General features: G+C 44.2%; 12 protein-coding genes. 6 read left to right on the top strand and 6 right to left on the bottom strand.

Annotated elements, in window-relative coordinates; all coding sequences use genetic code 11:
- The first annotated feature begins 97 nt into the window (after positions 1-97).
- The gene (locus JK188_RS13135; RefSeq protein ID WP_036955165.1) at positions 98-520 is read left to right on the top strand and encodes a DoxX family protein; all 423 of its coding nucleotides are present in this window, start codon (positions 98-100) and stop codon (positions 518-520) included.
- 61 nt (positions 521-581) lie between these two features.
- Here JK188_RS13135 and JK188_RS13130 read toward each other — a convergent pair whose 3' ends face one another.
- From JK188_RS13130 to JK188_RS13120, 3 genes are read right to left on the bottom strand one after another with little or no spacing between them, the layout of a single operon-like run.
- Positions 582-1,397: a nucleotidyltransferase domain-containing protein gene (locus JK188_RS13130; protein WP_442959126.1), complete on the bottom strand. Its 816-nt coding sequence runs from the start codon at positions 1,395-1,397 to the stop codon at positions 582-584.
- A 23-nt stretch (positions 1,398-1,420) separates the two neighbouring features.
- The gene (locus JK188_RS13125) at positions 1,421-2,647 is read right to left on the bottom strand and encodes an RtcB family protein (RefSeq protein WP_211887858.1); all 1,227 of its coding nucleotides are present in this window, start codon (positions 2,645-2,647) and stop codon (positions 1,421-1,423) included.
- A gap of 2 nt (positions 2,648-2,649) precedes the next feature.
- Entirely contained in the window at positions 2,650-3,768 is a 1,119-nt protein-coding gene (locus JK188_RS13120) for a slipin family protein (RefSeq protein WP_211887857.1), read from the bottom strand.
- A gap of 480 nt (positions 3,769-4,248) precedes the next feature.
- On the opposite strand from JK188_RS13120, the gene rtcR reads away from it, so the two are divergent.
- Positions 4,249-5,829, top strand: coding sequence for an RNA repair transcriptional activator RtcR (gene rtcR / locus JK188_RS13115; protein ID WP_211887856.1), 1,581 nt, complete (start codon positions 4,249-4,251; stop codon positions 5,827-5,829).
- 30 nt (positions 5,830-5,859) lie between these two features.
- Complete coding sequence (gene rnz, locus JK188_RS13110) at positions 5,860-6,774, top strand: ribonuclease Z (RefSeq protein WP_211887922.1); 915 nt, start codon at positions 5,860-5,862, stop codon at positions 6,772-6,774.
- Between the two features lie 60 nt (positions 6,775-6,834).
- Here the strand turns inward: rnz and JK188_RS13105 are convergent, their stop codons facing one another.
- Positions 6,835-7,614: a DeoR family transcriptional regulator gene (locus tag JK188_RS13105; protein ID WP_036955059.1), complete on the bottom strand. Its 780-nt coding sequence runs from the start codon at positions 7,612-7,614 to the stop codon at positions 6,835-6,837.
- A gap of 46 nt (positions 7,615-7,660) precedes the next feature.
- Positions 7,661-8,329: a deoxyribose-phosphate aldolase gene (gene deoC, locus JK188_RS13100; protein ID WP_036955058.1), complete on the bottom strand. Its 669-nt coding sequence runs from the start codon at positions 8,327-8,329 to the stop codon at positions 7,661-7,663.
- A gap of 183 nt (positions 8,330-8,512) precedes the next feature.
- Between deoC and rbsK the strand changes: the two genes are divergently transcribed.
- The 3 genes from rbsK to JK188_RS13085 all read left to right on the top strand — a co-directional run bounded on the left by rbsK (position 8,513) and on the right by JK188_RS13085 (position 11,982).
- Positions 8,513-9,433, top strand: coding sequence for a ribokinase (gene rbsK, locus JK188_RS13095; protein ID WP_154601062.1), 921 nt, complete (start codon positions 8,513-8,515; stop codon positions 9,431-9,433).
- Between the two features lie 160 nt (positions 9,434-9,593).
- Positions 9,594-10,901 (top strand): L-fucose:H+ symporter permease, encoded by a 1,308-nt coding sequence (gene fucP / locus JK188_RS13090; protein ID WP_211887855.1) that lies wholly within the window; start codon positions 9,594-9,596, stop codon positions 10,899-10,901.
- Between the two features lie 64 nt (positions 10,902-10,965).
- Positions 10,966-11,982: an aldose 1-epimerase family protein gene (locus tag JK188_RS13085; protein ID WP_211887921.1), complete on the top strand. Its 1,017-nt coding sequence runs from the start codon at positions 10,966-10,968 to the stop codon at positions 11,980-11,982.
- A gap of 44 nt (positions 11,983-12,026) precedes the next feature.
- On the opposite strand, the gene JK188_RS13080 is transcribed toward JK188_RS13085, so the two are convergent.
- Positions 12,027-12,453, bottom strand: a 427-nt coding sequence (locus tag JK188_RS13080; protein ID WP_336431818.1) for a DUF2750 domain-containing protein, incomplete at its 5' end; no start/stop codon positions are given.

The raw sequence follows: 12,453 nt of genomic DNA, 5'->3' as shown, positions 1-12,453 counted from the left end.
TTGATATAGATGAACAAAATGAAAATTAAAACAATTCTCATTTCTGATTTTTGAACCATAATGATAAGTAACATAACGTAGAGAGATGGGGTGCAAAATGGTCGGACTTTTCAATCGTTGTTTGTCACATGAAGACGCAGGAAAATTGCTGTTGCGCTTAGCTGTGGGTGGGTTAATGCTATTTCACGGAATGAGCAAGTTGCTAACAGGTGCGAGTGGCATCAAAGGGTTGTTAGCCTCTTATGGTTTACCTGAATTTATTGCTTACGGCACAATTTTGGGTGAAGTGGTTGCTCCTATTTTCATTGTGTTGGGTATTTTGACTCGACCATCTGCATTGTTAGTGGCGTTCACGATGATTGTTGCATGGTTAATGGTGGGGTTAGATAAAACGTTCTTACTGGATAAAACAGGGGCATGGGCGATTGAGAGCATCGTTTATTTCTTTGTGAGTGCGCTGGCGATTGCGTTACTGGGGGCAGGGAAATTCTCTGTGGTAAAAAGTGAGAATTGGCGATAAATAGCGTGAAATAGTGAAAAGGGCATCGAAATCGATGCCCTTTGTTTGATAACGAGAAACGCTATTTAGCACTAAATTCTAAGATGGTTTTCTGTAAGAACGCATCTAACAGGCGACTATCTCTACAAGACGGCTCTGGAAATTGGTAGCTTTCCATGCGGTCTATGGTTTCTTGGATTAAGGCGTCAATAGCGGGTCTGCGCGCGCCATATAGGCTTTCTTTGCCTCGACCTTTTATCTCTAGCAGCGTATTAATTTCCGTTAATACATCCTTTTGTCTGACACATGCCGCGACTAAATCACGAAAAGCCATCGGTGGCATATTTTTATGGTTCTCTATCCATCGCAAAGCTAATACTGACCGTAAGATATAAAAGTATTTTTTTAATCTCACTTCTTCGCCCTTAAAATCAGTGTGTAAGTTCCTTTTACTGATAGAAAGATAGTGGTAACGCGCTTTTAACGGTGAGTAGAATTGTTTAGCCAATGATTCTAACTGAGCAAAAAAGTCCTCATCTTTATGATAAACAATCGGCGACTGTAACCATTCAATTAATGCGGGGTTAGAATTACGCATCAGTTTTAAGGCTTTTGATAATTCCCAACCAGACACATCTAGCTCGTCGTCAATCGGCTTTTCTATCACATCACGCTTTCTATCGAGTGTCAGATACCAATCGAGGGAATGCACATAGATAAAGCGTACATCATAATCACTGTCTTGTGAGGCAAATCCCCAACCACGACTACCGGATTCACAGGCAAATAATATTTTGACTTGGTGAGTGCGTTCTATCTCGCTTAATGTTTCACGTATCCTTTCTTGCATAAGCATGGATACACCATCACTCATTTTTTCCATGCTGCTACTTTTCATCTTTTTGCTCCTAACAGGGGGTATTATCCCTTCACACACACTACTTGGCGTAGCGTATGTACAATTTCTACCAGCGATGATTGGGCTGCCATCACTGCATCAATGTCTTTATACGCCATTGGAATTTCATCAATCACATCGCTATCTTTTCGGCACTCAACATGGGCGGTCGCTATCTTTTGGTCGCTCACGGAAAAACGTTTTTTAGCTTCTGTTCGGCTCATTACGCGCCCTGCGCCGTGGCTACATGAGCAAAAACTCTCTTCGTTTCCTAGACCGCGAACAATAAAGCTTTTAGCTCCCATTGAGCCTGGAATGATCCCCATTTGCCCTTTTTGGGCAGATACAGCCCCTTTTCGAGTCACCAAAATTTCTTCACCAAAATGTTGCTCTTTTTGCACATAGTTATGGTGGCAGTTTACGGCTTCTTGCTGGGTTATAAACGGTTTGGTGATTTCTTTTGACAGCGCTTCCAGTACGCGGTGCATCATCACTTCACGGTTATGACGGGCAAAATCCTGCGCCCAACCTACGGCTTCCATATAGTCGTTGAAGTATTGACTTCCTTCTTGGAAGTACGCCAAATCGCGATCGGGTAAGTTGGCGATATGCTGCTGCATATCTTTTTGCGCCAAGGTAATAAACAAGTTACCAATCGCATTTCCCACACCGCGAGATCCGCTGTGTAGCATCACCCAAACACGGTCTTGCTCATCCAAACACAGCTCAATAAAGTGGTTTCCCGTTCCCAACGTTCCTAAGTGTTTATAGTGATTCGTTCCACGCAGTTTTGGGTATTTATCGCAGATACGTTTGAACTCTTCATCCAGTTGCGCCCAGTGGGTATCCACAATATCAGGGGCTCGATACCAAGCACCTTTATCTCGACCGTGTCGATGAGTGGTTCGTCCATGAGGTACTGCCGCTTCAATGGCAAAACGAATATTTTGCAGGCTATCTGGCAAATCCGATGCGGTTAGCGATGTACGCACCGCAATCATTCCACACCCAATATCCACTCCAACCGCCGCAGGGATAATCGCCCCTTTGGTTGGGATCACGCTCCCGATAGTGGAACCTTTACCCACATGCACATCCGGCATCACTGCGAGGTGTTTAAAGATAAACGGCATTTTTGCGGTGTTTTGCAATTGGGTCACTGCCGCAGGGTCAACAGGGACTCCGTGAGTCCACATTTTTACTGGCGCACTATTTGGCTGCATAATTTGGTTAAAGTTATTGTTATTCATTGTTATTCCTTAATTTTTACCAATCCGTTTAATACTTGATCCAATCCACCATAAACGGAAATTTGGTCGATTCGATGTGCAATATTTTCTAAGGTTTCGAGCTCTTTCAAACGCAAGGCAATAGGGTTGTTTTCCATCACTTTGGCGGTATTCAACAGTGAACGGGTGGCGGCGGTTTCTTCGCGGCGACGGATCACGTTGGCTTGCGCTGATTTTTCGGCTTCTACTACCTGAGACAAGATGGTGCGCATGTCTCCCGGTAAAATAATATCTTTCACGCCAATGCTATCGATTTCTAAACCGAAGGTGAGGGCGGTTTGTACCACATGCTCCATCATCAGCTGGTCGATTAACTGCTTGTTTTCCAAAAGTTCATCTAAGGTGCGTGTGCCGATAATTTCACGCAGGGCAAATTGCAGCTCGCGATATAAATAATCCACAGGTTGGCTTAATTTGGATAACACCAACAAAATGTCGGCATAGCGCCAGTTTGCCGATAAGTTAACACGCAAAGTGACTTTATCTTTGGTCAAAATCTCCTGACCGCTGACTTCCAATGCCTGTAACCGTGTATCAATCACGTCCACTTCAGGTTTACGGCAAATCTTCCAGTAGCCGTAAGTGCCGGGTTGTAAAATGGATTGAATTTCACCATCTAATTTGAAGATACCTACATGCCATGCAGGAACTTGGCTGATTAACGCCAGATCGGTACCTTTGATGCGTTTTTTACCCGCCAAACGCGTCAGTAGTGTTGGGTTGATAACCACATCGTCCGTCGATTGGGTTTCGATTCGCAACGTATTGCCCGTTTTCCAGTACAGTCGGCGCGTTGCGGGCGCTAAAATTTCCGTCAGGCTGTTATGCAAATACACAAAGCCCATTTCATCATCTGCAAGAGTGATATCTACGCAGTATTCTTCAACCCAATCAGGGTGAAACTGGCGTAAATGTTCAGAGAGTTTCTCTTCGATCGGATCATTATTCAGTTCAAATTGAGTCACTGTCAGTTTATTAAATAAATCATAGAGGCGATGTTCGCCAGCCACGAACAGTTGCTTGAAGTCGCCTTTGTTTGAAGTCAGTGCAATGTATCCCTGTGCCACGTTAATTTTTGTCATTGTTATTTTCCTTTTTATTTATTGAGGTGTTATCGAAATCATCGACGAAGCGAGGAGGGAAACAATCGAGCGCCATACGGCTGTCTACTGTTTTGCTCAATGCCCGGTGCGATGACTCGGATAACACTGTGTGGCGAAACGGCAACCACGTTTTATTCATTTGGTTTTGAATGTCGGGACTCGAACCCGATAGCGCATGCTATTACCAGATAGGTCTTACCAACGGCGGAATACAGACCATGAAGTGGGGCTAACCACCATGTCTGCACCGGTAGAACTGAAGTTCTGACAAATTCCGGTAGTGGACAGTCAGACTATTGCCAGATGCGTGCCAACTTTCTAAAAATACCATTAAATATTTTTAATTAATTGATAATTAACATTTAATTATTTTTTTGATTTTTCCGGTGCCATTGTTTATCAGAATGACTTATGCTTATTTATATATTTTTATATCGTAACTTATAAATATTTATAAATATGAACCAAAAAAGAAAAGTGGTTATTGGCGTATTGGGTACTGTGCTTGATAGACGCGGTAAAAAAGCCAATCGCTGGAAAAAATGGCGTCCTACTGTGGGACTGTGCCAGCAAGCAGATTTAGATATTCACCGTTTTGAGCTAATTCATCAGGTGAACGACTACTCGCTCGCGTGCCGCGTGAAAGAGGATATTGAGCAAGCATCGCCGACAACGGAGGTGGTGCTACGTGAAGTGGATATTGCGGACCCGTGGGACTTTGAAGAGGTCTACACTTCACTGCTGGATTTTTCTGCGAACTACCCTTTCGATACAGAAAACGAAGAGTATTTGGTGCATATCACGACAGGCACCCACGTGGTACAAATCTGTTGGTTCTTACTGACGGAAGCACACTATTTGCCCGCAAAATTGATCCAAACTTCACCGACTCGCGGGGAACGGGAAATCGATCCTGTGGGTATGTATGCGGAAATTGATCTTGATTTAAGCCGTTATGCGCAAATCACCAGCCGCTTTGATAGCCAGCAGCAAACTCAGTTGGCATTCTTAAAAGCGGGGATCGCCACCCGTAATCAGGCATTTAATACCATGATTGAGCAAATCGAGCGTGTGGCACTACGCTCTAAAGCGCCGATTTTGCTCAATGGCCCAACGGGGGCAGGAAAATCATTTCTGGCTCGGCGAATTTACCAGTTACGCCAAGGGCGCCATCAAGTCAAAGGTCGCTTTGTGGAGATTAACTGTGCCACCTTGCGCGGCGATAATGCGATGTCCACGTTATTTGGGCATGTGAAGGGCGCATTTACGGGCGCGCTTAACCCACGCCAAGGGTTACTGAAAGAGGCCGACGGCGGGATTTTATTTTTGGATGAAATTGCCGAGTTAGGGCTTGATGAGCAGGCAATGCTATTAAAAGCCATTGAAGAAAAAAGCTTTTTCCCATTTGGTTCGGACAGTGAAATTCAAAGTGATTTTCAGTTGATAGCTGGCACCCATCGCAACCTTGCCGAGTGGGTGGAAGAGGGGAAATTCCGCGAAGATTTATTCGCCCGTATTAATATGTGGACATTTGTGTTGCCAGGGCTGGCGGATCGCCGTGAGGATATTGAGCCGAATATCGATTATGAACTGGCAAAATTCTGCCAAGCAGAGCAGAGCCAAATCCGTTTTGATAGAGAAGCACGTCAGCGCTATGTTCAGTTTTCTTGCTCCCCTAAAGCCGCATGGCGAGGCAACTTCCGTGAATTAGGCGCTTCAATTTCCCGTATGGCAACCTTCGCCGAACGTGGGCGTATTACGCAATCTGTGGTGGAGGAGGAAATTCAGCGTTTAAGCCAGCAGTGGCAGCCGAAATCTAAACTACAGCTACCTAAGCAAGTCGGGGAAATCGACCTGTTTGAACAGCAGCAGTTAGCCACCGTACTGGATGTGTGCCGAAAATCTTCATCATTATCAGAAGCTGGGCGCACTCTATTTGCGGTGTCTCGCCAACAGAAAAAGCAACCGAATGATGCAGATAGGCTGCGAAAGTATTTAGCTAAATTTGGATTGGATTGGGATAAAATCAATCAGATTTAAATAATAACAACGATAAAACAAGGAATTATGATGGAGCTGACTTTCTTGGGTACTAGCGCAGGAGTGCCAACAAAAGAGCGCAATGTCACCAGTATGATATTAAATTTAGTCGGTATCCGTAAAAGCTACTGGCTCTTTGACTGTGGCGAAGGTACTCAACACCGAATCTTAAACAGCCCCTTTAAAACACCCAAAATCGAGAAGATTTTTATTACCCATTTACACGGTGACCATATTTTTGGGTTGCAGGGATTGCTGTGTAGCCGCTCTATGGGGGGAACGACGGATCCCCTGACGCTATATGGGCCAAAAGGGCTGAAGCAGTATGTGGAAACTGTTTTATCAGTGAGCGATTCCTATATGACTTATCCTCTTGAAATTGTAGAAATTGAGGCAGGTAAGTTATTTGATGATGGGGAGATGGTTGTCACTGCGTATCGGTTGGATCACCGCGTAGAATGTTATGGCTATCGTATTGAAGAACATCCAAAACCGGGGGCGCTAAATGTGCAAAAACTGGAGCAAGATGGGATCCCTCGAGGGCCTTGGATGCAGGCGCTGAAAAAGGGCGAAGTGATTGAGCTAGAAGATGGTCGCACCGTGAATGGAGCTGACTACCTTGGTGAGCCAGTTGCAGGTAAAGTAGTGGCGATTTTTGGGGATACTATCCCAACGCCAGATGCGTTGTTATTGGCAAAAAATGCCGATGTGATGGTGCATGAGACTACGCTAGAAGTGGCGCTAGAGGCGAAAGCCAATGAACATGGGCACTCTTCTACCCGACAAGCGGCGCAGCTTGCCAAACAAGCAGGAGTAAAACGGTTTATTGCGACGCATATCAGTGGGCGTTATGGGTCGGATGACATTCCGCGTTTACTGGCGGAGTGCCAAGCTGAGTTTCCTGAGACGCAAATAGCGGAAGATTATTTGACGGTTAAAATTTAGTGAGAAAACAAATCGACACGATTTCAAACGTGTCGATTTGTTTTGATGAAATGCGTCATACTAATAAATCACTTTCACAAACCCATTGCGGCAGTATGTTTCGTATTCATCACTAAGCTGTCGGTTTGTCACAATCACATCAAACTGGGACAGTTCGCCCATATTAGCGGTCGCCACTTCATCAAACAGATTGTAAGGTGCTAATAAAATCTTACGGATAGATTTTTCCATGCCTTTCTTTTTCATCGGTAAATCATCGAGATTATAGCAAGTCACCCCATAAGCACTGTGAACCCCAGTGGCGGACATAAACGCTTTTTTGGGGTTAATGGAATCTAGTAACGAAGGCAGCGTTGGGCTGTAAAAAGAATCACTTTTTGGGCGGTATTCCCCACCACATAGTAGCGCCGTGGCATTTTTTTTCTGGCTCAATGCGAGAAAAACGTTATGAGAATAACAAATTCCGGTAAAGCTAATTTCTTCTGGGATTAAGGCTATCAAGGTCGCCATTTCGATGCCATTGTCGAAAAAGATCACATCATCTTCACTGACCATACTGGCGGCTAAATTAGGAATATATAGGTCTTCAGTTTGATCTGGCGTGAAAATATCGGCATGGGGTTCGTGAGGGGCTAAAGCGGTAGGTTGAGTGACAGAAACAATATAGCCACCAAGCAGTGACATTGGGATAGGGCCTTCGGTATCCGCATTGAGATCTCGGCGAATGGTCATTTCAGAGACTTCGAGTATTCTCGCGGCTTCTTTAAGATGAATGCGTCCTGAACGTTTAATACATTCACTTAATCGGCGAAGGCGTTCTTTTTGTTTAGTTTCTATCACCCTGCAATCCTTTTTATGATGGCGCGGACGAACCGCGCCCCGTTGTTTAGTAGTCACTTGGAGTGGTATTTTCTCCCGTGACAATAGCGACACTCGCACTTGCACCAACGCGGTTAGCACCAGCTTCAATCATCTTAATTGCGGTTTCACGCGTACGTACGCCACCGGATGCTTTGACGCCAATTTCATTACCAACCACTTTGCGCATTAAAGCGACGTGATGCTCAGTGGCACCCATTGTACTGAATCCTGTTGAAGTTTTCACAAATCCAACGTTAATTGTGCGGCAAATTTCACAAACCTGTGTGATTTCTTCATCAGTTAACAGGCAAGTTTCGAGGATCACCTTTAATGTTGCCTTACCACAAGCCGCAAAAACGGCTTCAATATCTTGACGAACAAAGTCTAAATCACCGCTTTTCAGCATACCTACGTTGATAACCATATCCACTTCATCGGCACCACGGCGCACAGCTTCAGCAGCTTCAAAGGCTTTGGCTTCTGTTAAACATGCGCCTAATGGGAAACCAACAACACAGCACACCATCACATCGCTATCTTTTAAACATTCGCTTGCCAATGGCACATAGCCAGTGTTAACACACACAGAGGCGAAGTGATGCTCTGCGGCTTCTGCACATAACGTTTTGATATCGTTAACTGTTGCGTTGGCAGCCAATAAAGTGTGATCAATATATTTCGCTAAATCTTGCATTTTAAACCTTCCTATATGAAGTTTTTCAGAATAGATGTGGAATAGGTAACAAAGAATGAGGAAATGTGGCAGATATAACACTTGATCATTCGTTATTCGAGATCCTAATCACAAATGATATTTTTGCAACATGATAATGTTAGGATTATATCATTATGTGATTTATTTAACACGAGGGACATTATGGATATAGCAGTTATCGGTTCAAACATGGTCGATTTGATCACTTACATTGATCAAATGCCTAAAGAAGGGGAAACCCTCGAAGCCCCAGCCTTCAAAATCGGTTGTGGCGGTAAAGGGGCAAACCAAGCTGTTGCCGCAGCAAAATTAAACTCCAAAGTCATTATGCTAACTAAGGTCGGTGACGACATTTTTGCGGATAACACGATTCGTAATCTTGAGTCTTACGGCATCAATACGCGTTATGTAGAAAAAGTGCCTTGCACATCGAGCGGCGTTGCACCGATTTTTGTGAATCAAAACTCATCGAACAGCATCTTGATCGTCAAAGGGGCGAATAAGTTTTTATCCCCTGAAGATATCGACCGTGCTGCGGAAGATCTGAAAAAATGTAAATTGATCGTATTGCAGCTGGAAGTGCAGCTGGAAACGGTTTACCACGCAATTGCCTTTGGTAATAAGCACAACATTCCTGTGTTGCTTAACCCAGCGCCAGCACAACGCGCACTGGATTTAGATTACGCATGCCGTTGTGATTTCTTTGTACCGAATGAAACCGAGCTAGAAATTCTGACCAATATGCCTGTGGATACCATGGATAACGTGCGTCGTGCGGCTCAATCCCTATTAGATAAAGGCCTGAAAAACCTGATTGTGACTTTAGGTGATAAAGGTGCGTTATGGATGACTCGTGAAAGCGAACTGTTCATTCCGGCTATCAAAGTGAACGCGATTGATACCAGCGGGGCTGGGGATGCATTCATTGGTTGCTTCTCTCATTACTATGTTCATACCGGAAATATTGAAGAAGCGATGAAAAAAGCGGTTCTGTTTTCAGCCTTTAGTGTAACGGGAAAAGGCACGCAATCGTCTTACCCAAGCATCGAGCAGTTCAGTGAGTTTGTGCAGTTGAATAATTAGTACGCATCATCTTTCAAGCACCAGAAGCATTACCTGTACCCACAATATTTGCTCTGAATTTGAATGATGTTGAGCATGACCGGTTGAAATGAAGGTTGCCATTAGAGCAAAAAGCCCGTTTAACCGGTTAAAAATATAATAAAAATTATTAAGGGTTAATATGAACATCAAAAATATAACTCAGTTACCTGATGGGTACCTGAATAAGACTCCTATATTCCAATTTATCCTACTTTCCTGCTTATTCCCGCTCTGGGGATGTGCAGCAGCACTGAATGATATTTTAATCACACAGTTTAAAAGTGTTTTCGAACTCAGCAACTTTGCCTCTGCATTAGTGCAAAGTGCGTTCTATGGCGGTTATTTCTTGATTGCCATTCCAGCCTCACTGGTTATCAAAAAAACCAGTTATAAATACGCGATTATGATCGGGCTTATTTTGTATATCGCGGGTTGTTCCATGTTCTTCCCTGCGTCTCATATGGCGACTTATACCATGTTCTTAGCCGCGATTTTTGCTATCGCGATTGGTTTAAGCTTCCTTGAAACCGCAGCGAATACCTACAGTTCGATGATTGGTCCAAAACAGTACGCGACTCTGCGTCTGAACATCAGCCAAACCTTCTACCCAATCGGTGCCGCTGGCGGGATCTTATTAGGTAAATATTTGGTCTTCTCCGAAGGGGAAAGCCTGCAAAACCAAATGGCAAACATGGATGCGACTCAAATCCATGAGTTCCGTTTAGCGATGCTGGAAAACACCCTTGAGCCATACCGTTATATGATCATGGTATTGGTTGTGGTGATGCTCCTGTTTTTACTGACGAAATTCCCGAAATGTAAAGTGGCAGAAACGGCGGAACATAAACGTCCTTCTGCACTGGATACCTTAAAATATTTAGCTAAAAACAGCCGCTTTAGAAAAGGGATCATCGCCCAGTTCTTATATGTGGGCATGCAAGTTGCCGTTTGGTCGTTCACCATCCGTTTAGCGCTGGAAATGGGGGATATCAACGAACGTGATGCCTCTAACTTCATGGTGTACAGCTTCGCCTGCTTCTTTATCGGTAAATTTATTGCCAACATCTTAATGACTCGCTTTAACGCGGATAAAGTCCTGATTATCTATTCAATTATTGGTGTGCTGTTCCTGGTGTATGTGGCCTTTATGCCGAGCTTCACCGCAGTGTATGCAGCAGTACTGGTGAGCATCCTGTTTGGACCGTGCTGGGCGACTATCTATGCGGGTACGCTGGAAACCGTCGATAATGAGCACACTGAAATGGCAGGTGCGGTGATTGTGATGGCGATTGTCGGGGCTGCGGTTGTTCCTGCTATCCAAGGCTATGTCGCGGATATCACTCACTCTCTGCAACTCTCTTTCTTAGTTTCTATGCTGTGCTTTGTCTACGTGGGTATTTACTTCGTTGGTGAGCGCCGCTTTAAAGCTAAACAAGAAGCCAAATAATAGACTGTGACTCAGGGTAGGCTTCATGCCTACCCCATCTTTACCTCAAACCGTGAGTATGACAATGAACACAATTATCCCGTTACATAAACGCTTATTTACGGAAAAACCGACCTTAGTTTTGAAAAATAGCCAGTTTTCCGTTTCCGCATTTGTCTATCAATCTGGTGTGCAAGGGCTGCGTGTTGAAAACTCGCAGGGACATTTAACCATTTTGCCATTTTTAGGGCAGATGATTTGGGATGCTGAGTTTTGTGGGCAAAATCTGAAAATGGAAAATATGTTTTCAGAACCTAAGCCTGTTCCAACTGTGATTGAAACCTATGGCTGCTTCGCCTTCCATTCTGGATTAATTAGTAATGGTTGCCCATCGCCAGAAGATAATCATCCATTACACGGGGAAATGCCTTGCGCACCAATGGATAGCGCATGGCTTGAATTGACGGAAAACAGTCTTAAAGTGTGTGGCGAGTATGAGTATGTGATGGGCTTTGGCCATCATTATCGTGCGGCGCCGTCTGTGCAACTGCATACTGATAGCGCGCTGTTTGATATTCATATGTCCGTCACTAACTTGGCATCTGTACCAATGCCGCTTCAATATATGTGCCATATGAACTATGCCTATGTGGACGACGCCACTTTAACGCAAAATATTCCTGAACAGGCGATTAAGCTGCGTGAATCCATTCCGGGACATGTGCATCCAACCCAAAAATGGCTCGATTTTAACCAAGCGCTCAAGTCAGGCGAAGTGACACTTAATCAGCTGAATCAGCCACAAATGTGTGATCCTGAGATTGTCTTCTTTATGGATAATTTGAGCCAATATACGGCCAATCCCGAATTTAAGATGACCTCGCCTGTGGGCAATACCTTTGTGACCCGCTTTAAAGCCAATGAACTGAACTATGCGACTCGCTGGATTTTATATAATGGCGATCAAAAAGTGGGGGCATTTGTGTTACCAGCGACCTGTCGCCCAGAAGGGTTTATTGCCGCGAAAAATAACCAAACGCTGATTTGGTTGGAAGCGGGAGAAAACCGTCAATTTACTGTGACGACGGGTGTCGAACAGTAAAATTTGTTTTTGAGTTTTTTATGAGGCTGCCAATGTGCAGCCTTTTATTCATATTGCTGGCACTCTTCTTGTAAGTCATCGAGTACGCTCTGAGCATCAAATATTGGGGTACCTTTGCCATTGGGTAGCATCATGATTGCTGCTTTAATATTGGCGCTCGCCATGTCAGGTAATATTTCCGTCATTAAATGTTCCAACGTCATAGGAAGCGGGGAACATTCGACCCATTCATCGGTTAAACATAATTCGGCATACTCTTTTGCGACCCATAACGGTAAAAATAAACACTGACTATCATCTTGAGCTGTGACTAAACCCTCATGGTTACCCAGTGTCCATACTTGCTCCCAATCCGCAACCTTGCCGATAAAATAGTCATATCGTTGATGAGGGTTCAACAGTAGAACATTTTGAATTTCTTGTTTTTTAGGTGAGAAATAGACACTGTTCATTATTAGACTACCTAAAAAG

The sequence above is a fragment of the Providencia sp. JGM181 genome, from assembly GCF_018257375.1.
Lineage (GTDB): Bacteria > Pseudomonadota > Gammaproteobacteria > Enterobacterales > Enterobacteriaceae > Providencia > Providencia lanzhouensis.
This window is presented reverse-complemented; position numbering and strand designations above follow the sequence as displayed.

Excerpts from the sequence above, each read along its gene's own strand:
- JK188_RS13135 (WP_036955165.1), top strand. The coding sequence starts at position 98 with ATGGTCGGACTTTTCAATCGTTGTTTGTCACATGAAGACGCAGGAAAA.
- JK188_RS13130 (WP_442959126.1), bottom strand. The coding sequence starts at position 1,397 with ATGAAAAGTAGCAGCATGGAAAAAATGAGTGATGGTGTATCCATGCTT.
- JK188_RS13125 (WP_211887858.1), bottom strand. The coding sequence starts at position 2,647 with ATGAATAACAATAACTTTAACCAAATTATGCAGCCAAATAGTGCGCCA.
- JK188_RS13120 (WP_211887857.1), bottom strand. The coding sequence starts at position 3,768 with ATGACAAAAATTAACGTGGCACAGGGATACATTGCACTGACTTCAAAC.
- rtcR (WP_211887856.1), top strand. The coding sequence starts at position 4,249 with ATGAACCAAAAAAGAAAAGTGGTTATTGGCGTATTGGGTACTGTGCTT.
- rnz (WP_211887922.1), top strand. The coding sequence starts at position 5,860 with ATGGAGCTGACTTTCTTGGGTACTAGCGCAGGAGTGCCAACAAAAGAG.
- deoC (WP_036955058.1), bottom strand. The coding sequence starts at position 8,329 with ATGCAAGATTTAGCGAAATATATTGATCACACTTTATTGGCTGCCAAC.
- rbsK (WP_154601062.1), top strand. The coding sequence starts at position 8,513 with ATGGATATAGCAGTTATCGGTTCAAACATGGTCGATTTGATCACTTAC.
- fucP (WP_211887855.1), top strand. The coding sequence starts at position 9,594 with ATGAACATCAAAAATATAACTCAGTTACCTGATGGGTACCTGAATAAG.
- JK188_RS13085 (WP_211887921.1), top strand. The coding sequence starts at position 10,966 with ATGAACACAATTATCCCGTTACATAAACGCTTATTTACGGAAAAACCG.